23 protein-coding genes are annotated in these 21,807 nt (G+C 47.1%); 2 read left to right on the plus strand and 21 right to left on the minus strand.

What is annotated here, in order from left to right; translation table 11 throughout:
- Positions 1 to 40 precede the first annotated feature (40 nt).
- From AC4IFB_RS12370 to AC4IFB_RS12445, 16 genes are all read right to left on the minus strand, one after another.
- Positions 41 to 388, minus strand: coding sequence for a PilZ domain-containing protein (locus AC4IFB_RS12370; RefSeq protein WP_490776214.1), 348 nt, complete (start codon positions 386 to 388; stop codon positions 41 to 43).
- Between the two features lie 15 nt (positions 389 to 403).
- Entirely contained in the window at positions 404 to 1,408 is a 1,005-nt protein-coding gene (locus tag AC4IFB_RS12375) for a DNA polymerase III subunit delta' (protein WP_490780324.1), read from the minus strand.
- Complete coding sequence (gene tmk / locus AC4IFB_RS12380) at positions 1,401 to 2,045, minus strand: dTMP kinase (RefSeq protein WP_490776216.1); 645 nt, start codon at positions 2,043 to 2,045, stop codon at positions 1,401 to 1,403. Before tmk ends, AC4IFB_RS12375 begins: the two co-directional genes overlap by 8 nt.
- Entirely contained in the window at positions 2,042 to 3,037 is a 996-nt protein-coding gene (gene mltG / locus AC4IFB_RS12385; protein ID WP_490780325.1) for an endolytic transglycosylase MltG, read from the minus strand. The genes tmk and mltG overlap by 4 nt, the downstream gene beginning before the upstream one ends.
- 85 nt (positions 3,038 to 3,122) lie before the next feature.
- Positions 3,123 to 3,941, minus strand: coding sequence for an aminodeoxychorismate lyase (gene pabC / locus AC4IFB_RS12390; RefSeq protein WP_490780326.1), 819 nt, complete (start codon positions 3,939 to 3,941; stop codon positions 3,123 to 3,125).
- 21 nt (positions 3,942 to 3,962) lie between these two features.
- Positions 3,963 to 5,201 (minus strand): beta-ketoacyl-ACP synthase II, encoded by a 1,239-nt coding sequence (fabF, locus tag AC4IFB_RS12395; protein ID WP_490776219.1) that lies wholly within the window; start codon positions 5,199 to 5,201, stop codon positions 3,963 to 3,965.
- Positions 5,202 to 5,306: 105 nt separating this feature from the next.
- Complete coding sequence (gene acpP, locus AC4IFB_RS12400; RefSeq protein ID WP_068993473.1) at positions 5,307 to 5,540, minus strand: acyl carrier protein; 234 nt, start codon at positions 5,538 to 5,540, stop codon at positions 5,307 to 5,309.
- Positions 5,541 to 5,735: 195 nt separating this feature from the next.
- Entirely contained in the window at positions 5,736 to 6,479 is a 744-nt protein-coding gene (gene fabG, locus AC4IFB_RS12405; RefSeq protein ID WP_490776220.1) for a 3-oxoacyl-ACP reductase FabG, read from the minus strand.
- On the minus strand, positions 6,476 to 7,417 hold the full coding sequence (gene fabD, locus AC4IFB_RS12410; RefSeq protein WP_490780327.1) for an ACP S-malonyltransferase: 942 nt from the start codon (positions 7,415 to 7,417) through the stop codon (positions 6,476 to 6,478). Before fabD ends, fabG begins: the two co-directional genes overlap by 4 nt.
- 19 nt (positions 7,418 to 7,436) lie before the next feature.
- On the minus strand, positions 7,437 to 8,405 hold the full coding sequence (locus AC4IFB_RS12415) for a beta-ketoacyl-ACP synthase III (protein ID WP_490776222.1): 969 nt from the start codon (positions 8,403 to 8,405) through the stop codon (positions 7,437 to 7,439).
- On the minus strand, positions 8,402 to 9,424 hold the full coding sequence (gene plsX / locus AC4IFB_RS12420; RefSeq protein WP_490776223.1) for a phosphate acyltransferase PlsX: 1,023 nt from the start codon (positions 9,422 to 9,424) through the stop codon (positions 8,402 to 8,404). The genes AC4IFB_RS12415 and plsX overlap by 4 nt, the downstream gene beginning before the upstream one ends.
- Before the next feature lie 95 nt (positions 9,425 to 9,519).
- Complete coding sequence (rpmF, locus tag AC4IFB_RS12425) at positions 9,520 to 9,699, minus strand: 50S ribosomal protein L32 (RefSeq protein ID WP_490776224.1); 180 nt, start codon at positions 9,697 to 9,699, stop codon at positions 9,520 to 9,522.
- Between the two features lie 36 nt (positions 9,700 to 9,735).
- A complete protein-coding gene (locus tag AC4IFB_RS12430; protein WP_490780328.1) occupies positions 9,736 to 10,263 on the minus strand; it encodes a YceD family protein in 528 nt (175 codons plus the stop codon).
- An 85-nt stretch (positions 10,264 to 10,348) separates the two neighbouring features.
- Positions 10,349 to 11,488, minus strand: coding sequence for a sodium ion-translocating decarboxylase subunit beta (locus AC4IFB_RS12435; protein ID WP_490776226.1), 1,140 nt, complete (start codon positions 11,486 to 11,488; stop codon positions 10,349 to 10,351).
- A 1-nt stretch (position 11,489) separates the two neighbouring features.
- Positions 11,490 to 13,292 carry a sodium-extruding oxaloacetate decarboxylase subunit alpha gene (gene oadA, locus AC4IFB_RS12440; RefSeq protein WP_490776227.1) on the minus strand — a complete coding sequence of 601 codons (1,803 nt, stop codon included), beginning with the start codon at positions 13,290 to 13,292 and terminating at the stop codon, positions 11,490 to 11,492.
- Positions 13,293 to 13,358: 66 nt separating this feature from the next.
- The gene (locus AC4IFB_RS12445) at positions 13,359 to 13,622 is read right to left on the minus strand and encodes an OadG family protein (protein ID WP_490776228.1); all 264 of its coding nucleotides are present in this window, start codon (positions 13,620 to 13,622) and stop codon (positions 13,359 to 13,361) included.
- Positions 13,623 to 13,885: 263 nt separating this feature from the next.
- On the opposite strand from AC4IFB_RS12445, the gene AC4IFB_RS12450 reads away from it, so the two are divergent.
- The gene (locus AC4IFB_RS12450; protein ID WP_490776229.1) at positions 13,886 to 14,491 is read left to right on the plus strand and encodes a Maf family protein; all 606 of its coding nucleotides are present in this window, start codon (positions 13,886 to 13,888) and stop codon (positions 14,489 to 14,491) included.
- A 175-nt stretch (positions 14,492 to 14,666) separates the two neighbouring features.
- Here the strand turns inward: AC4IFB_RS12450 and AC4IFB_RS12455 are convergent, their stop codons facing one another.
- Positions 14,667 to 15,578, minus strand: coding sequence for an HDOD domain-containing protein (locus tag AC4IFB_RS12455; RefSeq protein WP_490780329.1), 912 nt, complete (start codon positions 15,576 to 15,578; stop codon positions 14,667 to 14,669).
- Between the two features lie 908 nt (positions 15,579 to 16,486).
- On the opposite strand from AC4IFB_RS12455, the gene AC4IFB_RS12460 reads away from it, so the two are divergent.
- A complete protein-coding gene (locus tag AC4IFB_RS12460) occupies positions 16,487 to 18,991 on the plus strand; it encodes a GGDEF domain-containing response regulator (RefSeq protein ID WP_490780330.1) in 2,505 nt (834 codons plus the stop codon).
- Positions 18,992 to 19,029: 38 nt separating this feature from the next.
- On the opposite strand, the gene AC4IFB_RS12465 is transcribed toward AC4IFB_RS12460, so the two are convergent.
- From AC4IFB_RS12465 to AC4IFB_RS12480, 4 genes are all read right to left on the minus strand, one after another.
- Entirely contained in the window at positions 19,030 to 19,647 is a 618-nt protein-coding gene (locus AC4IFB_RS12465) for a DUF2914 domain-containing protein (RefSeq protein WP_490776232.1), read from the minus strand.
- A 72-nt stretch (positions 19,648 to 19,719) separates the two neighbouring features.
- Positions 19,720 to 20,403 (minus strand): zinc metallopeptidase, encoded by a 684-nt coding sequence (locus tag AC4IFB_RS12470; protein WP_490780331.1) that lies wholly within the window; start codon positions 20,401 to 20,403, stop codon positions 19,720 to 19,722.
- A gap of 258 nt (positions 20,404 to 20,661) precedes the next feature.
- Positions 20,662 to 21,066 (minus strand): DUF4332 domain-containing protein, encoded by a 405-nt coding sequence (locus tag AC4IFB_RS12475; protein WP_490780332.1) that lies wholly within the window; start codon positions 21,064 to 21,066, stop codon positions 20,662 to 20,664.
- Positions 21,067 to 21,325: 259 nt separating this feature from the next.
- Positions 21,326 to 21,748, minus strand: coding sequence for a hypothetical protein (locus tag AC4IFB_RS12480; RefSeq protein WP_490776235.1), 423 nt, complete (start codon positions 21,746 to 21,748; stop codon positions 21,326 to 21,328).
- Positions 21,749 to 21,807 lie beyond the last annotated feature (59 nt).

Genomic DNA, 21,807 nt, shown 5'->3' on the forward strand with positions numbered 1-21,807 from the left:
TCAGCGGCCATTTAAATAAAAGGGGAACTGGATATCAGATTTACAGCGTGTGTGTGGGACGGTCGGACTTGAGGGCACCGGCAAGATAGGTCTCGATCTTATTACGAGCCGCGCCACCATCCTGATCACTGAACTGAACACCTATACCTGCAGCCCTGTTGCCTTCAGCGCCAACTGGCGTAATCCAGATGATTTTACCTGCCACAGGGAGACGTTCTGCTTCATCCATAAGGGTTAATAGCATGAAGACTTCATCACCAAGACGGTACTGCTTGGTGGTGGGAATGAATAGACCACCAAACTGAACAAACTGCATATAGGCAGCGTACAAGGCGTTTTTATCCTTGATGGTGAGTGAGAGTATTCCTTGTTTCGGTCCGCCTGCCATATTTAACCTAATCTTCTATGCTGCCTGCGACGAGCAGGTATGCCACTCGATAAGTAGTTTTTCCAGTGTCAGTTGCAAATTTAAATTACTATCGGCCAATCCCCTTGCAACATAGAGATTTTCCAAATATTCTTGAATTTCCCTAGAGTTTAACTTGTCGGCTGTCTTCTGCAAAGCTTGAGTGCTATCTGGATTGAACAGGGAGGGGGCAGAGCTGGTCATTTTCAAACGCTGGAGATCTATAACCCAGCCAATCAGCCACTCCATCAATAGGTTAAAGTCGAATTTTTGCCAACGACCAGCCAACTTCACCGGATCCAAACGTCCCTCACTCAAAGCAAGAAACTGCTTCAACATCTCACTACGCCTTTCAAGCAACGCTTCATCATCCAGTGACAAGGCCTTAAGGGGTGCACCGTTCGCCAGGGCGAGCAGCAGTGAAGGATCTCCGTATTTAACCTTATCGGATAGCCAGTTCAAGGCACTCTCTTGCTCAGGGGGACGAAACAGTAAAGACATGCAGCGACTTCTAATGGTGGGTAACAATCTCGCTGGCTGATCGGTCAATAGCAAAATCACCGTACTGGATGTAGGCTCCTCAAGGGTTTTTAAAAGACTATTGGCTGCTCCGTTTGTCATTCGATGTGCTGGTTGAATTGCAATAACCTTGTAGTTGGCGGAATGGGTAGTCAGACCTGCTGAGTCGGTAAATCTTCTGATCGACTCAATTTTAATCTCACCACTTTTACTATCCTCATCTGGCCTGACCCACTGAAAATCGGGGTGATGACCACTCGACATTAATTGGCAGTTTCGACACTTTCCGCATGGCTGGCCCGATTTGTCCCTGTCAGAACAAAGCAATGATTGAGCGAAACTGAGTGCAAAGCGCTCTTTTCCAAGCCCGGAGGCGCCACTGAACAGTAGTGCGTGAGGTAGACGACCCTGATCGACAGATTGTTGTAATTGAAGCCACTGCGGCTCATGCCAGGGTAGATGTCTGTAGGCTATCTCACTCATCAGTGTGATCCAGAAATTCCGCCATCACAGCAGATATTTGCTGCTGTACTGTCTCCAAAGCAGGGGAAGCGTCAATAACTTTAACCCGGCCAGGTTCGCTTGCAGCAATATCGAGATAGCCGCTTCTCACCTGTTCGAAAAAAGTCTGTTCCTGTTTTTCAAAACGATCAGGCTCAGATCGTTTGCCGGCTCTATCCAGTCCAATTTCCACAGGAAGATCCAGAAGCAGGGTCAGATCTGGTCTCAGGTCACCCTGCACAAACTGCTCCAGGGTTTTGATTCGATCTTTTGCAAGGCCTCGACCAGCCCCCTGGTAGGCATAACTGGCATCAGTAAACCGATCACAGAGTACCCACTGACCTTGTTCCAGGGCTGGTATGATTTTACGCTGCAGATGTTCAGCTCTTGCTGCAAACATGAGGAGTAATTCTGTGTCATCTGCCATGCCTGTATGCCGATGCCCCAGCAGCAGATCTCTGACCTCTTCACCTAGTTCAGTTCCCCCTGGCTCACGTGTAAACAATACCTGTTTACCGGCTGCTTCCAACAAACCTCGTATAAAGGAGAGGTTACTGCTTTTACCAGCCCCCTCGCCCCCTTCTACAGTAATAAATCGTCCTCTCAGGCCTTCACTCATCGCTTTAACTGGTACTTTCGCACTGCATTGTTGTGTTGTTTCAGATTTTCTGAAAAATAGTGTCCACCTTCCCCTGTGGCAACGAAATAGAGAGTTTTGCCCGGCTTGGGGTGGAGTGCCGCCCTGATTGCCGCACCACTTGGCATAGCAATCGGTGTTGGTGTCAGGCCTTTGCGTGTATAGGTGTTGTAGGGGGTATCACGGGTCAAATCTCGCTTGCGTATATTGCCGTCATAACGATCACCCATGCCATAGATCACGGTCGGATCGGTCTGCAACAGCATGTTGCGGTTGAGCCGTCTGATAAATACCCCTGCAATCTCCTCTCTCTCTTCTGGCAGTCCAGTCTCACGTTCAATAATCGAGGCAAGGATGAGTGCTTCATAGGGTGTTTTTAAAGGCAGATCGGGTACCCGGTCAGCCCAGGCTTCATCTAGGGTCTTCTGCATGCGTTGGTAGGCCCGCTGTAGAAACTGCAGGTCTGTCGTACCCATTGGAAAATGATAGGTATCAGGATAAAAACGCCCCTCCGGATGCTGACCTTCAAAGCCTAGCCTGGTCATAATCTGAGCGTCATCCAAACCCTCTAGAGTCTGTTTTAAAACCGGGTTTGTTCGCACCGAACCCATCATCTGCGCAAAGGTCCAGCCTTCGATTATGGTTAATGCATGCTGCACCACCTGGGAAGAACTGAGTATTTCCAGCAGTTTCGGAGGTGTTATAGCTGCAGGCAAATAGTACTCACCAGCTTTTAATTGGCTGGCCGATCCATTCCAGCGAGCCAAAAACTCCAGTAGAACGGGTTTTTGAATTATCCCTTTTTGTTGGAGATCATTGGCCATCCCCCTGACGGTTGTGCCTGAAACAAGCTGATAGTTAAGGCCCTCTGCTGGTAATTCCAGCGGATTATTAATGAAATCATCGTATTCAAGCCATCCCCAGGCGAGGATAAGGCTTATAGCGAAGATTGAGATGCCTAACAGTCTGTTCATTCTCCCCTCATTTTACAGAAAGCTGTACTGTCTGATCGGAATTACCCGATTGGCCTGATTGTAGAAAAAGTTGGTTTCAGTAGCATCACACATCGGCTCGGTATGAATTTTCAACGAACTTGACCAGCTCAGAAGGAATATTACTCAGATCATATTGGCGATCTTCGAATCTTGCTACCGGACATAGCCCCAATATGGAGTTAGTGATAAACAGCGCATCAGCCTGTTTCAGATCGTCTAATCCTACTTTAATTACTTGTGGATGTAGAGAGTATTGCCCCGCGAATTCAAGTACCAACTCCCGCACCACACCGGCTATGCCTGCTTGAGAGAGTTCTGGTGTAATCAGCTGATCTCCCTTTATCAGAAAGATATTGGACTGAGTACCAGAAATTACATTACTCATCTCATCCATCATCAGACCCTCGACAATGGCAGAATCACGCCACTCAGCTCTAGCCAGTACTTGATCCAATCGGTTGAGGTGTTTAATGCCTGCAAGTCGGCTTTGTCGGGAAATGGGCGTATCACAACGTCTTAGTACAATGCCATGATCATACCAACTTTGAGGATAGTCCGGCCAAGGATGAGTGGTAAGCATGCGTCTCGGTTGACAAGGATCTGGTGGCCGATAGCCTCGTCCACCACTACCACGGGTCAGCACGATTTTGAGAACGCCCTGTTGCCGGCCGGTACACAGCTTATGCGCCTCCTGCCAGAGAAGCTCCTTATCTATGGGAGGAAAACCTAGCGCCGATTCACCCTTTTGCAAACGACGCATATGTCTTTGCCACAGGCAGGGCCTGCCATCCTGAATTGCGATGGTCTCGAATAGACCATCACCATATTGCAACCCACGATCCGTGAGGGGTATCTGATCAGCTGGCTGTCCGTCAATCAGCAACAGAGGTCTTCGAAACTGGCTCTATACTTTTCGAAACGCCAAGGTTCCATTTGTGCCCCCAAAACCAAAAGAGTTTGAGATCACCACATCCAATTTCATCTCCCGGGCTGTGTTGGGCACATAGTCAAGATCGCATTCCGGATCCTGATTCTCGAGATTGATGGTTGGAGGAACCACCTGGTTATGCAGAGCCAGAATGGTAAATACAGCCTCTGCGCCACCGGCAGCGCCCAGCATATGACCGGTCATTGACTTGGTGGAGCTGACACAGAGCTTATGGGCATGGTCACCGAACGCTCTTTTGACTGCAAGGGTTTCCGCCACATCACCAGCAGGGGTGGAGGTGCCATGAGCATTGATATAGTCAACCTGATCATGATTTATGCCCGCATCCTGCAAGGCTAAATTCATGCACTGAGCCGCTCCAGAGCCATCCTTGGATGGTGCTGTCATATGAAACGCGTCGGAGTTCATACCGACACCTACCAGTTCAGCATAGATCGTGGCGCCTCGAGCCTTGGCCATCTCATACTCTTCCAAAACCACAACACCGGCACCATCGCTAAGTACGAACCCATCACGATCCTTATCCCAAGGACGGCTGGCTGCCTGGGGATCGTCATTTCTACGAGAAAGTGCCCTAGCAGCAGCGAAGCCGCCCAATCCCACGGGTGAGGTAGCCATTTCAGCACCACCGGCAATCATCACATCAGTACGACCGAAGCGAATCATCATTGCCGCCTCAGCAATACTGTGAGCACCACTACTGCAGGCAGAAACGATCGAATAGTTGGGCCCTTTCAATCCATACATGATGGAGAGATTGCCCGATACCATATTGATTATGCTTGAAGGTACGAAAAAGGGTGAAATCTTGCGCGGCCCACCATCAAGATAGGATTGATAGCTGTTTTCGATACCGGTTATTCCACCGATACCCGAGCCAATGAGCACACCGATACGATCGGCATTCTCATCAGTCACTTCCAGACCGGAATCCTTGATCGCCTGTATACCTGCAGCAACACCGTAGTGGATAAACTTATCCATTTTTTTGGCTTCTTTCTTCGGGATATAGTCAGTGACTTCGAAGCCGTAAATTGGACCACCAAATTGAGTCGAGAATGGTCCGACATCAAAATGGGTGATCGGCTGGATGCCACTCTTACCAGCCTGAATATTCGTCCATGCGGAATCGACATCCAGTCCGACAGGAGCCACCATGCCCAACCCAGTAATGACAACCCTTCTTGCAGTCATGTAAGACTACCCCCAAATTTCATAGGTGATGCTGAAAAACAAAAAGGCCGCGCTCCCAAAAGCATGGAGCATGACGGCCTATGAGAGATAAACCTTATGAACAGCTCAACTATGGGCGTTGATGTAATCAACAGCCAACTGCACAGTTGTAATTTTTTCAGCCTCTTCATCAGGAATCTCAGTTTCAAACTCCTCTTCTAGGGCCATCACCAGTTCTACTGTGTCGAGAGAGTCAGCGCCAAGATCATCGACGAATGAGGCTTCTAGTGTCACCTCTTCATCTTTAACGCCCAGTTGTTCTACGACGATTTTACGAACTCGTTCTACGACATCGCTCATTTTATTAATTTCCTCTGGATTAACCGACGGCCTCGAATAGGACCGATGCGGTATTGTAGTAACAAAAAAGTTCTGAGAAAAGCGTAATCATCAGATCAGTGTAATGTCAGCATTTTCCCAATTATCTTTTTAAAAACATAATATTACAAGCTATACTTAACTTACCTTGTAATATTCATGGCCTTCAAGAAGGTCTCAAGTCATGTACATTCCGCCATTTACATGCAGGGTCTCACCTGTGATATAGCGCCCAGACTCACCTGCCAAAAAGAGTACAGCATTGGCAATATCCTCTGGTGACCCTAATTGTTGAAGCGGAATACTCTCAATCAAACTCTTGCGTTGTGCTTCGGGTAACTGATTGGTCATATCAGTTTCAATAAAGCCAGGAGCTACAGAATTCACGGTTATACCACGGGAACCCACCTCTCTCGCCAGAGAACGGGTGAAACCATCGATCCCGGCCTTGGCTGCAGCATAGTTTGACTGGCCTGCATTTCCCATGGATCCAACCACCGAAGATATACTGATGATGCGCCCTTTACGCGCCTTCATCATACCTCTCAGCACACTTTTACTAAGACGGAAGACAGATGAGAGATTGGTATTGATGACTCGATCCCACTCATCATCTTTCATTCGCATCAGAAGGTTGTCATTGGTAATCCCGGCATTGTTGACCAGAATACCCGGCACACCATACTTTTCAGAGATGGCTGCCATTAAAACATCGATAGAGTCTTGATCCGCGACATCCAAAACCATACCGGAACCCTGAAAACCGGCAGCGTCCATACGATCCGTTATCGCTTGAGCACCCGACTCCGAGGTTGCAGTACCAATTACAGTTGCCCCAGCCGATGACAAAGTATCAGCAATGGATGCACCAATACCTCGACTGGCTCCCGTTACCAAGGCAAGTTCGTTTTCCAGGCTCATTTCAAGGTCTCCATAGCTTGATTAAGACTATTGGTATCGAATATTGCAATACCGGTCAGGCTTCGGTCGATTCTCTTTGTCAGACCAGCAAGCACTCTTCCCGGTCCGACTTCCAGCAACCTGGAACAACCCGCTTCCGACATCTTTTGCACAGTTTCAACCCAACGAACCGGACTATACAACTGGGCAACAATTAGTGCTTTAATCTGATCAGCATCCTTTACCGTTTCCACATTGACGTTGTGCAACACAGGTATGGTGGGTTCTGAAAAAGAAATTGACGCCAACTGTTCATTCAAATGCTCTGCAGCAGGTTTCATCAGGGCACAATGAGAAGGGACACTTACCGGTAACGGCAGTGCACGTTTAGCCCCGGCTTCTTTAGCGAGTTCGCATGCTCTTTCAATCGCGCTCTTATTACCAGCAATGACCACCTGACCTGGTGAATTGAAATTCACCGCCTCAACCACTTCACCGGATGCAGCATTGCGACATACTTCTCTAACAGCATCATCATCCAGTCCAAGAATGGCTGCCATGCTACCACTACCCTCAGGAACAGCGCTTTGCATGAGTTTAGCGCGCTCTGCTACCAATTTAGACGCATCGGAAAATGTCAGCACACCTGCGCAGACTAATGCAGAATACTCACCAAGACTATGGCCTGCCATAAGCTTCGGCAGTGGGCCTTGCTGATCCAGCCAAACTCGCCACACCGCAACGCCTGCTGCAAGCATCGCGGGTTGGGTAACCTCAGTTCGATTTAATGATTCAGCTGGCCCATCCTGAACCATCGCCCAAAGATCATAACCTAATACGTCAGATGCCTCGCTAAAGGTCTCAGTGACAATCGGAAAAGCATCAGCCAATTCACTCAGCATACCAACTGATTGAGAACCTTGGCCGGGAAAAACCATACTGAAATCTTTTTCACTCATAAATCAAATACTGTAGGAATTAGAATTTTGCCAACACCGAGCCCCAGGTGAAACCGCCACCAAAAGCCTCCATGAGTATGGTTTCACCACGTTTAATTCGTCCATCCCTGACAGCTACATCCAGAGCCAGTGGCACTGAAGCCGCAGAAGTATTTCCATGATCTTCAACTGTTACCACCACCCGCTCCATAGGCGTCTGCAGTTTCCTTGCGGTGGCATTTATGATTCTGATATTTGCTTGATGGGGTATTAACCAGTCGATATCCGACTTTTTCATCCCATTCGCAGCGAGCGTCTCATCTACGATGCGTCCCAAAGTGGTAACGGCAACCTTGAATACCTCATTTCCACGCATCTCCATGAAAGCCTGACTCTCTCGAAGCTGGTCATATCCGCGTGATATTCCTGCAGGGACTTGTAAAAGATTCTGGTAAGCCCCATCAGCATGAAGATGCGTTGAGATAATCCCTGGCTCATTACTGGCCTCGATTACCACTGCACCAGCACCATCACCAAACAAGACGCATGTATTACGGTCACTCCAATCGAGAATGCGCGAGATAGTCTCCGCACCAACCACAAGGGCTTTTTTCGCCGCACCGGTCTGTATGAACTTCTCAGCGACGCCCAGAGCATACACAAAACCTGTGCAGACTGCCTGGACATCAAATGCAGCAGGACCTCGAATTCCCAACCGGGCCTGCAGTAGACAGGCAGTGCTGGGAAAAACCTGATCAGCAGTGGTTGTTGCCACAACGATCAGATCGATCTGCTCTGGTTTCAGTCCAGCCATATCAAGCGCATTACGTGCTGCTTTCTCTGCCAGATCACAGGTACATTCACCCTCTTCCGCAATATGTCTTTTACGGATTCCGGTACGTTCCACGATCCACTGGTCAGTGGTATCGACTATTTTTTCAAGGTCTTGGTTGGTTACGACCTTCTCAGGTAGATAGCCACCTGTGCCGGTTATACGCGAATAGATCACGCGGTTTCCCTTTTATCCAGATGGGCTTTGACTTGCTCTGCAATACGACTGCACACATCGCTCGAAACCTCTTTGCGGGCAATGCTGATCGCATTCATAAACGCAAGCTTGTCTGCGCCACCATGGCTCTTAATCACAATCCCTCGTAACCCTAAAAGACTTGCGCCATTGTAGTGCCTGTGATCAATGCGTTTGGCCAAACTTCTCAATACCGGCAAGGCAACCAATCCCGCCAATCGGGTCAGAAGATTCTTTTTGAATTCCAATTTCATGAAATGGCGGATCATTTTGGCTACCCCTTCACTACTCTTCAGGGCAACATTTCCAACAAAACCGTCTGAAACAATGACATCCGTACCACCTTGAAAAATATCGTCACCCTCAACATACCCTACGTAATTGAGAGAACTGGCATGCAGTAGTTCGTGAGCCTCTTTTACCTGTTCATTACCCTTGATCTCTTCCTGCCCAATATTGAGCAGACCAATTCTAGGTTCGCTAATATTGGTAACAGCAGCGACTGTCTCGCTACCCATAACCGCAAACTGAAACAGATGACCTGCGCTACAGTCCACATTCGCACCCAGATCAAGCATAAACGTCTGACCCTTTATCGAAGGGAGTGCTGTAATGATTGCGGGACGATCGATATGTGGCAGCATTTTCAGAACGAATCGAGATGTAGCCATCAGTGCACCGGTATTACCCGCACTGACACAGGCATCCGCTTCCCCTGATTTGACCAGATCAATGGCAACTCGCATGGAAGAATCTTTCTTATTTCGAAGTGCCTTGGAGGGTAATTCATCCATCGCCACCAGTTCAGAGGCGTGATGAATACGCAGCCTGTCGCCAAAAGTATGATCCCCGACTTTTGGGCGTAAGATCTCCTCACGACCAACCAGGATCAAAGCAGTCTCTTTGTCCTTTTTCAGATAATCCAAGGCAGCAGGAACTACGACATCTACGCCGATATCCCCTCCCATGGCATCTAAAGAGATTGTGACAGGTCTATTCATTCGAAAATCGATTCATCCAAATAAGAAAGAACCCGTATAAGGGCATTGCCCCACACGGGTTCTTAGAAAAGGTCACAGGACCGACGAGTTGTGTATCACTCGCCTTTGGTATCGACGACTTTACGGCCTTTATAGAATCCATCTGCAGAGACGTGATGACGCAGATGAGTCTCTCCGGAAGTGGAATCGACTGAAAGCGCTTCGCTCTTCAATCCATCGTGCGCACGACGCATTCCGCGCCTTGATGGGGTCTTTTTGCTTTTTTGAACAGCCATGGCTGATCTCCTGAAAAAATTGTATACAAACTAAAACTAATGCTCATCCCGCTTAAGGCTGGACAGCACCGCAAACGGATTATCCTGTTTGTCACTCTCCGTCTCCAGGTCAGCCTCATCCAAGACAAACTCTCGAGGGAGCTTACAAACAGCTGTGTCGTGCATTGGCACTTGTGGCAGCGCCAAAAGAAGCTCATCTTCGATCAACTCCCTGAAATCCACGACACCTTCTTCAACCAAACAAGGGTCGAGGCTATCGGGAAGCCTCTCCGCTTCATTCAATCCCTGAACAAAAACAACTGAGAATTTTCTATCCACAGGGAACGTCAATGTCCCTAGACAGCGCTGGCACTCAAGCGCCAACTCGGCCTGGATGTGACCGTCAAGCCGTGCATATCGCTTCTCGTCGCGACTGAAGCTCAAGTCAAAAAAAACCTCACCGTCTGCCTTCGACAGGCATTCACGAAGTCTTGTTAAGGCCTCAAACGGCAGCCTTCCGCTGATCTCATTATTAAGATCAGCGAAACGCCAGGGATCCAATCGATCGGGAAAGCGCTTCGACATAAGCGCGAAATAATATTATGAGACTGCCTCTCATGTCAAAATGACGTGAGAGGCAGTTAATTCCTGAAACTCAAATCAGGCGATATTAACCGCCGACCATTGCCAGGAGAATGCCCGCTGCCACGGCCGAGCCTATAACGCCAGCTACATTTGGCCCCATGGCATGCATGAGGAGAAAATTATGGTGATTGGTCTCTAATCCTACCTTGTTGACCACTCTGGCAGCCATGGGAACTGCAGAGACACCTGCAGCGCCAATCAGGGGATTGACCTTGCCTCCGGTGACTCTATACATGATTTTACCCATCAGAAGCCCTGTCGCAGTCCCGATGCAAAAGGCGAAGGCACCCAACGCCAATATTCCCAGTGTATCCAGGGTAAGGAACTTATCAGCAGAGAGTTTTGAACCAACAGCCAATCCCAGGAAGATCGTAACAATGTTTATGATCTCATTCTGAGCCGCATGGCTGAGTCGCTCAACCACGCCACTCTCGCGAAGCAGGTTGCCAAAGGTCAGCATGCCTATCAGTGGGGCCGCTGATGGTAGAAATATCACACATAACAACAATACTGCGAACGGGAACATCACTTTCTCAAGCTTAGTAACATGCCGCAGCTGTTGCATTACAACATTCCGCTCAGTCTCTGTAGTCAACCAGCGCATGATTGGTGGTTGGATAATCGGAACAAGTGCCATGTATGAGTAGGCTGCCACAGCTATCGCGCCCAGGAGATCAGGCGCAAGCCTGGAAGCCAGAAAAATGGCAGTTGGCCCATCTGCCCCCCCAATTATGGCAATCGCAGAGGCATCCGCTAAGGTAAAATCAAATCCGGGTACGAAATTAAGTGCCAAAGCGCCCAGCAATGTAACGAAAATACCAAACTGGGCCGCCGCACCAAGGAGCAGTGTCCAAGGCATTGCTATCAGGGCACCAAAATCGGTGAGCGCACCTACCCCCATAAAGATCAGTAGAGGAAAAACACCTGTTTCTATCCCCACATGGTAGATATGGCCCAGCAGACCATCACTCCCCCCGATACCCGCTAAAGGGATATTACTGAGAATTGCGCCAAATCCGATGGGCAGCAATAACAGCGGTTCAAACTTCCTTACCACTGCCAGGTAGATCAATACTCCGCCGACGCCCATCATGAGCACCTGCCCCCATTCGAGATTCGCTATGCCGGTTGACAGCCATAGCGGTTCTATACCTATTTCAACCATTTCAGGAGAGACTCAGTAGTGGGGTTCCAACCTGAACGGTTTCACCCTCTTTAACTAGGATCTGAGAGACAGTGCCCGCAGATGTGGCACGCACTTCCGTCTCCATCTTCATCGCTTCCAATACCATCACCACATCACCAGCAGCGATCTGCTGACCCACAGATACTTTTACGGTGTGGATGTTACCGGATAGGGGCGCGGTTATCTCAGCCCCTCCTGCTGCGGGGGCCGGAGCTGGCGCAGCCACAGGAGCAGATGATGCTGCCGGCGCAATATCGGTGACTGCACCTGCTGGTGATACCTTGACATTGTAGGTAACCCCATTGACCTCGACCTGATAGGCCTCTGGTCCGGAAGAGGGTGCTGCCGCAGGTGCTGTTGGCGCCACACTCTCGACGGCTTGCTCTGTCCCCGGCACAGGCTCAAAAGCATCTGGATTATCCCGGTTTTTGAGAAATTTCAAGCCAACCTGAGGAAAAAGAGCGTAGATGAGAACATCATCAACCACATCCTTGGCCACTTTGATACCATGTTCATCAGCCAGCCCCTGAAACTCTGCAGTCAGTTTATCCATTTCCGCATCAATTCGATCAGCTGGGCGACAGGTGATGGGGACTTCTCCATCTTTCAAGACTTTAGCCTGAAGCTCAGCATTTACAGGCGCAGGAGTTTCACCATACTCCCCTTTCAATACCCCTTCAGTCTCTTTAGCGATATTCTTGTAACGCTCCCCCATGAGCACATTGATTACCGCCTGGGTGCCAACTATCTGTGATGTCGGTGTCACCAGAGGGATATAGCCCAGGTCTTTGCGCACCTTGGGGATCTCTTCAAGAACCTCATCGAGTTTGTCTGTAGCACCCTGCTCCCTTAACTGGTTTTCCATGTTGGTTAACATGCCGCCAGGAACCTGAGCCACCAGAATACGTGAGTCGACCCCTCTTAGAGACCCTTCGAATTTTGCATATTTTTTTCTTACTTCTCGGAAATATGCAGCAATCTCTTCGAGTAGAATCAGATCCAAACCGGTATCACGGTTGCTCTCTTTCAATACCGCTACAACTGATTCAGTCGCTGAGTGACCATAGGTCATACTCATCGAGGAGATTGAGGTGTCCAGCATATCAAGACCAGCTTCGGTACATTTTATATTGGTAGCCGTACTCATACCGGTAGTGGCGTGACTGTGCATCGCAATCGGTATCGAGACATTCTCCTTCAGACGGGTAACCAGTTCATAGCCGATATAGGGATTCAACAGGCCGGCCATATCCTTGATACAGATGGAGTGGCACCCCATCTCCTCCAGCTTCTTACCCATATCCAGCCAGTAGTCCATGTTATGAACCGGACTGACGGTGTAAGACATGGTTCCCTGAGCATGTTTATCGACTTTCAGTGTTGCCTTTACCGCAGTTTCCAGGTTCCGCAGGTCGTTCATCGCATCAAAAATACGAAAAACGTCAACGCCATTGGTGGCCGCTCTTTCAACGAATTTATCGACCACGTCATCGGCATAATGGCGATAGCCTAGAATATTCTGCCCTCGAAACAACATCTGCATCGGAGTATTAGGCATCGCCGACTTAAGTATTCGGATACGCTCCCAAGGGTCTTCACCCAGGAAGCGTATACAGGCGTCAAAAGTCGCACCTCCCCAGGTTTCAAGTGACCAAAAGCCGACTTTATCCAGCTTTTCAGCAATCGGAAGCATATCGTCGATACGCATTCTGGTTGCAAATAGAGACTGATGTGCATCTCTCAGCACAACATCTGTAATTCCTAGTGGTTTCATTTCACTCATTAGCTAACCGCCGTTGTTGAAAAAACAGCCTGGTTTCAGGTGTTGATAAAATAGGTATATTGATACTCAATGATGAGTAGAACGATATTGGTTTACTGCAGCAGATATTACGGCAATCAGATCGCCACGAATACCCGTCTGTGCCTGGTTGCCTGCAGCCATTGCTTGAGCAGAATGCGGCTCAACTATTCCATGTCGTTCGCTCACCATCAGTGCAAGTTTTGACATCCCTTTCATTGCAAAAACCAGAACAAGAAGGAAAGTGAAAACTATCCCCATTCCAAGGATCATTAGATTGACGCCTGACAGTAACAAGTCTTCGATTGGCATATGATATTTTTACTCTTTGATAATTATTTTTGTCTTTCTACGTTGGGTTACGTCATGTTGTCAAGCAGCAAATACCTTAACAAATTTATATAACTAATTGTTTTTTATCAATTAGCACTGCATTTATTTAGAATATATATATTCAGTATTTATCCCATCAATCGATTTTATAGACCTTAATAAAAATTGAGACTTTTTTCCATAAAGCCCAACCCTGTCTGGTAAAATAGTAGAAATATTAGTTCACACAACCTAAAAGCAGTATGACACAGGCAACAGATCCATCACATCCGTCACTCATTCTAGCCTCAAGCTCACCCTATCGCAGGGAGCTTCTCAGTCGTCTGGGTATAGAATTCAGCACTTTTTCACCATCAATAGATGAGTCTCGACAATCTGATGAGCGTGCTGAAGATCTTGTAGTACGCCTGTCCAGGGAGAAAGCACTGGCGGTTGCACAATCCCACCCGGATGCTCTCATTATCGGCTCAGATCAAGTCGCTACCGTTGCCGGAAAGGTAGTAGGTAAACCGGGTGATCATAAAACAGCCGTTGAACAGCTTATGAGTGCTTCCGGCCAACGGGTCACTTTTTTCACAGGCCTCACACTCTACAACAGTAAATCCGGGAACACGCAAACCAGCTGCGTACCATTTTATGTTCAATTCCGTGAACTGACTCAGACTGAGGTAGAAAACTACCTTGATAAAGAAAAACCCTATAACTGTGCAGGCTCTTTCAAGTCAGAAGGCCTGGGAATCAGCCTCTTCGAGCGAATGGAGGGTGAAGATCCAAATGCTTTGATTGGATTACCATTGATCTGCCTTAACAATATGTTGCGGCAAGAAGGGGTTAATGTCCTGGGATAGATTCGAGCAGAACTGAATAGATAGATTTCACTCTGAAACAAGGTTGTTTCAAAAACTGGCATTGCCCACAAAACCCGTTTTCACAAACTGTGGAGCAATAGCCCAAGGCCTGTTAACACTGATCGAATCGGCCCTAGTGGGCCGCGTGGTAAGTTTGGTAACCCTCAGAGCCTCGCTAGTTGATCGCATCCTCAACTTGCTTGGTATCCGCATCCAGATCACCCCCATCTTCAGAATGGTTCAACCGCTCAAACGCCTTAATACCAGTCCGATCAACTGTTGCCAGATAATGATCCGTACCTTCATGTGACAAGATATTGGCTACTTGAACAATATCCACATAATCCACTGGAGCATCCACACCTGGATCACGACTTAAGTCTTCATGGTGCGCAGCTACATCGATGATATTCTGATCAAATTTCCAAAGCTTTAAAATAGTACCGCCAACGTGAGGGTGTAACTTACGCAAAACCTTATCAAGAAAATCAGGATTATCTATTAATTCTTTGAATTCACAGGCTTTTATTAAAAGTGGAATATGACCTATATCATGAACAAGGCCAGCCACCAACGCCACATCGGGATCTAAACCCGGTTGCTCTTTCGCTAACATTGCAGCCTGAGCACCCACCTTGACTGAATGGTTCCAAAGCCTATCCATTCTCCTCTCAATCTCTTTGATTGGGGTTCGAAATACCTCCTTCATCGATACCGCATAGACCGCATTTTTAACCCTCTGGAATCCAATACGGGTGATTGCCGGCTTAATTGTCGCAATAGTATTCATGCCACGATAGAGGGGGCTATTGGCGTAACGTATGAGCCTGGCGGTAAGGGATGCATCCCGAGAGATCACCTTCTCCAAATCTGATGCGGAGCTATCCACATCATTGATTATAATCAGTGCTTCCAGAGCTAATGCCGGCAGTGTGGGAAGATAGATATCATTGGCTAGAAGATCCTTTTTTACCGAATCGACAAAGGCTTTCGTTGTTGTAGATTCAAACCGCCTCTTTTCCCGTTCCTGATCGGTCTCAGTATTAACTGCCTCACCATCTGCAAGCGTAAAAACCGATTTACTCATGAGTTAACGACCAACCATGTGATTCAGAAGGTTTTTCAAATGAAGCCAGAGAATGGCTACACTGATTCATATTTAATTTTAATGTTCGCAAGCCAGGCCCTAGTCCAATCAACATTTCAAAACCATCAGATTCCATATTAACTATCTATCACCCACTTATTATATATCCAGCGCTTTCAACTGAACTGCACTCCGCTCATTGAGCAAGTAGGCTTTAATTGAGATATGTCTCTATCAGGCCATACTCCAACCCGCATTAACACAAGACAAGTAGCGGCAAGGTATGTGGATTTCTCCAGTTTCCCCTATTAATTCAAACTAGTTGAGTGATTAGTATGCGTCAAGGATCACATAAACTGGAAAAAGCTATTGAAAATCTCATGGCCAAGCGTTAAGGCAAAATCAGCTTTCTTCCGTGAATTAAATGTCTCAATTCAGAAGAGGCACTCTACTTGGTAGACCTGTTTTAAAAAAACTACAAAGCAAGAGATGTCTATTTTGTCCGGACAGTAAGACTTATCAGGCCCTAAATCGATGTTTACCTGTGTGCCGATTCAAACAATTAACCAGAATTCAATTAAACAGCAATTTTTTTAAATCTTTCACAAAAAACAGAAAGACATTTGACGATAATAGAGAGCAGATTATCACTGCAAAAGTACTTCGCTACCAGTTTCCAGACCCAGTCTGACAATACAATCATCTTATTCCAGTAAACCAAATAGGAAACCATACCCGGTCTATTAGTGATGTGTCTCTCATTTTTATCATGTAAAAACCGCCAAGTATCACATATTTTTCCTCGATAATACATGCATTTAGGAGATTTTTTGAATATATTCATCACCTTCTTTTCACTCAAGTTTTCATAAGATATGTCGACGTTATGAGTAAGCAAAGCATCGACCATGTCTAAACAACAAGACTCTGACGGAATGGCAGAACAAGCACTCAATCGCTTTATTCAGCATACCGGCGACAAGCCGGTTGTGCTTATAGCTGATGATTCACGGGTGGTCCGTGTATCTCTTCGTAATATATTGAAGGAGGAGTGCCATCTGATTGAAGTTGAAGATGGCGTCCAGGCGTGGCAACAACTTACTGATAACCCTTCGATCAACCTGGTCTTCAGTGACCTCTCTATGCCGAATCTTGATGGTCGAGGATTACTATCCAAAATAAGAAACTCTGACGCGAACCATATTGCTAACCTCCCCTTTATTGTTGTAACAGGAAACGAAGCATCTCCTGAGATCGCCGACGAACTTGAAAAGCTTGGCGCTACGGGGATGGTGAATAAGCCTTTTGATCCAAATCTGATTAAACAATTCGTTACCGAATTGGCTACCGAATCTTCTGAAGAGATTTCAACCGAATCACAGGCCACCGATCCACAGACAGATTTTTTGGAGGAGACTGCAGACAAAAGCCAATTCATGGAGGTTGCCAGCAGAGAACTCTCATTTGCAATCCGCAATAAGAACGAACTTGCACTGGCACTGGTACAAATAGACCAGTTCAGCAGCATTATCGAACACTACAGCGAAGCTGCAATCGAACATATTCTGCTTGCTGTGAAAGATATTATTCAACTACACATCCATCCGGACGACACTCTTGCCTACTTTGGTAGTGGTTGCTTCTCCATATTACGTCCAGCATCGAATGCTATAGGAACTCGGTATCTGGGAAGGAGAATACTGGATGACCTCGCAGCCAAACAGTTCTATCTAGGAGAGTCAGATCAAAGTGTAGGCGCGAGTATTGGGATTTCAGCGCCAGACATTAAACCAGGAATACGCTTGCAGGACCTATTGATTCTTGCTGAAGGGCGCCTCAAGGCAGCGCTTGAAAATGGTGGCGAAAAAGTAGTCGACAAAGGTAATGAAAACCTTACGCCTGTCTCCTCTCAGGAGAATTCAGAGCTATCCAATGTCATTTCAAACACGCAGACAAGCTCACCTCACTCACTTACTAAAAACACAACAGAAATCAACCGCCTGGCTGCTGAGCAAGTTGCTGAAATCAAGGCAAAGTACAGCAGTCAATCTAAGGATGTTGAATCTCAAGCCTCCCAGATTGCCGATTACAAACAGACTCTGGAACTATTAACAGCGGAAAATAGAGCACTGATTGAAGACGTCAATCATTGGAAGAAGGAGTCATCAGAGGCAGAACAATTGCGCAGACAGCTTTTTGAAGTTGAAAGTCAATTTCAGCAACTAAAAGTCAAATTCACCGAAGTTCATACTGTGAATAGTGAACTTGCTCAGCGTAGCGAAACCATTGACCGGGAGAACCGGCGACTGATTGACGAGGAGGAAGAGAGAACCGCATCACTGAGACAATCCCATCAGATACTTGAAGGGGAAAATAACCGTCTGGAAGAGCAGATGCGAGAACTCAAGAACCGTGCAGAACGCGCTGAACTTGAAAGCCTGAAGTCAAATCAACTGGTAAGCAGTCTCAGAGATAATGGAAATCTGCTGCGCATGCAGCTGGATCAACTGCAACAACAAGTCAATGAGCTACAGGAGCAGCACTACGAGGACAAGGAGGCAAAGGTCGAAGCCAAAGAACCGGTGTCGACTCTGGTGGAGAAGAGTTCTGAGTTAAAATCCGATACAGAGCTTTTAGACGAACTCTACAAGCCGGAAATCGCCCTATCAGCAACCCCTGAAATAAAACCATCAGCGGAGAAAACAACCACTTCAGTCCATCTTTTTCCCGATAAAGATCAAATCAGCGCTAAACAGAAATCGTCGAACAAGATAAAGATCCCTCCATTCCGCGTTGAAGCAGAACCGCTGTTATTCAAGAACGGATTCAACCTCTCATCATTTACAATTGCCAGTATCATTCTTACGGCGCTGTTGTTAGTCGGAGGCATCTATCTTTATCTGGTCATGAGTGATGAGCCAACTCATGAAGTCGCAGCTGTGCAACAAGTGGACTCTGAAAACAGCTCCAAGTCTGCCAGGGCTTCCTCATCATCTCCTCTCCCTGCAACATCAAACCCTGATAATGAGCAGGCCCAAAAAGGTCACCTCAAATCACCACCACAAATACCAACACAATCACAGCAAAGTAATTCAAGGTCAGCAGATCGCTCATTACCGACTATTTCCGATGAGTTAAGGCTGGAAAAAGAGCTGACACTACGTCAAATGGCAGAGGAAGAGTTCAGTCGCAGTATAGATAGACCCTCTATCACAGAATCAACAACACCGCAGCAAACCTCCGCCCCCTATTTTGAACAGAGCGTGGAATCAGAATTTCAGGGCGACCTGGTAACTGAGCAGTTGTTCGAACAACCTCAAGACCTAGTGACTGAAAAGTTTATCGAACAGCCTGAATTAGAGACAAGCATCCCATCAATTGAGCCAGGCAATCTACCTGAGAATATCGAATAGTCCTCCACCAAGCCTACGTCTCCCAAGTCAAGAAACATCTACTCCTGTGTTACCGGATCAGTTTCAGCCATACTCCCCGCTCGCTGCTGGAATATACTTGCATGTAGTGGCCAACCCGACTCATCAATAACAAATACAGTCCATTTACCCTCTTCGCCCGGATTGAGACTCTTAACGGAGTATGCCCGCCAACGAGGCCCACCAACCTCTATATCAACCTCACTGATCACCTCTCCTTCAAATTCCCATCTGTGGGTGACGATTCGTCCCTGGAGATTTCTTAGATCTGTAAAAAACAGGATTCTGGTGGCATCTTCATCCAAACTAACCACTTGATTGACTGGCTCTCTGTTAACAATTTCAGTTGTAAATAGAGCCCGGGCCACATAGGCGTCTGGAACTGGTGACTCCTCAATACCTTGAGAATCGAGCAACTCCTGCGCCTGCTGAGTCATCTCCTGTGACTCCTGAGTAATCTCTTGAGCCTCCCGAGATTCCTCTTCTTCCTCCTGAATTGCCTGGTCAGTCACAACTGGGGGCTCTGATACAATTTCCGCTGCTTCAACCAGCTCCTGTGACCACAAGCTCGAAGGTATCAGCACTGTCGCCAGTAAAGCTGTATAAAAAAAAGTTTTTCCCTGGGTATGATTGGCCATTTAATCCTCCGAAACGCCATTTTTTAGAAAATTGAACCAGAAATCTTGAACGCAAACCAGTGATGATCGCAATTATCTCCTTAGAACACGAATCCATTGCCAGAAATTCAACAAACCCGCCAATGATGCGGAAAGATAGGTGAACGCAGCCGCACGTAGGATTCTCTTAGCCTCGGGATACTGCTCTGGGGTAAGGTAGCCACTCTTCAATAGGGGCAAGGCCTTTTTGAAACTGGCATCCAACTCAACTGGCAAGGTCAGTAATTGTAGCAATACATTGGTGCCCATCACCATAAATGCAGCCAGAACACTGACCATACCAACGGCAGGTGCACGTGAAATCAGTGACGCTACAGGGGCTAGAAAGAGTAAAAATGATCCCAGACGCTGAGAGATCACAGCAAAGCGACCTAACCTGGTACGCATCCGAAACATCGGTTCATCTGCGGCGTCCTGCAGTGCATGACCTACTTCATGGGCAGCCGTTGTGATCGCTGTGAGTGTTTTACCTTCAAGCTTGTCCTTAGACAACCTGACCATCTTGTCTGATGGGTCATAGTGGTCTCCTGAATCGGTACTCTCTACACTTACGTGACGAAGTGAAAACCGGTCCAGCAGATGTCTGGCGAGTTCGCCACCACTCCCCGGGAAGTTAGGTTCATCATGCCGATTATGCCTGCTCATGACCCAACTAACCCACCATTGAGGACCCAGTAGGAGTAGCAGTAGGAGAGCTAGGACTATCAGATAGAGCATATTTTCAAGAGAGTTAATGAAAAAGTATTAACACAGCAGTGGTGGACCAAGATCAAGTTTAATGATAACCGATGAACATAGCCCTGAAAAAAGGGTTTAGGAGAAAAAAAGAGACACATGGTGCCGTTAAGCAACCAAATAGATAGTACTATCCAGGCACGCTAAGCTGGCAGCTGATCTATGCAGGTTTTGAGCGGTTGATGACCAGCAAAACTCAACGCCATAACCCTATCGACAGTTATGACGTTGAGTGATTTATCAGTAAGTCACAACCCTTGGCAACTCTTTTGCTTCTGTAACCCATTTTTCAACTGCAGAGAGACTGGGGACAGCACGTACCAGATTCTTTGCCTCGTTGACCTCTACCATTTTAGCATGCAGGTTTTCGGGTTTACGCTGGGCCAACTCAGGAACTGTATCCACACCAGCGGCTTCCAGAAGATCCGAATACTGTTCACCGATCCCCTTGACACGGAACAAATCGGCCATATTGATCCATCTCAGTATCAGTTTACCGCTAATCCCCGTAGCATCTTCGAGCTCTTTTCGTCCTTTCTTGGTGCTCCCTTTCTGCAACAAGGCCTCAAGGTTTTTGATATCAGCACCCTCTAATTTCGATGCGTATGTCTCGCCAATACCCTCGATCTCTACTAGCTTCGTCATGACTAAGTCTCACTTTGGTTGGATAGGTGTTTTTGTTCTTCCATAGTGAGCATTCCAATACTCAATAACTGCCATCCCTATGCATCCTCTGAAAGGCTTACAATTCCGGCGAACCTGCCTCATAAACGCCTTGGCGTAAAATGAACAAATCTTTTGCCAATAATACACATTACAAAAAATTGATAAATCATCTATAGGTATCAAATTCTAAACAACTGTAAATTTTTCAATATCCGCCACCTGGGTAAAGACTCCCAAATCAGCTAATAATGTCAATGACCTGACTGGCCAGATTCACTCTACGGCGGTCTTCTCTTCTGCGTTCACCTGGAAATGGATTGGCGCGATCTAAAAGCAACTTGCGACGATCTCGAGTGGATTGTCGACGAATATAGGGATGAGCACGCAGACTTCTGCCCTTTTTTGAATTGGCATTCAATCGTCCAATCATTTCATGGGCTGTCTCCGATGGATTGATGTAGACAAGTCCGTGATACTCCCATTGGGATGAGTTGTTGTACATCGTTTTCAGCACTTTGCTGCGCTCTATCCCGGAGGAGTTCAACTTGGTCGAAAATAGCGACCATCCTGGACTTGCTAGACGACAAACCATTTTAGTCAATTCTCGAGCCGAACATTCGTCAGAAATCCCTTTAATGAAGATCCACATTCTTTGCCTCATAGCATGTTCTTATCGAAATTCACTATAGCAGACTAACATAATATTTCTTACTATTTGAG

It is taken from the genome of Candidatus Thiodiazotropha sp. AKIB8, assembly GCF_058244675.1.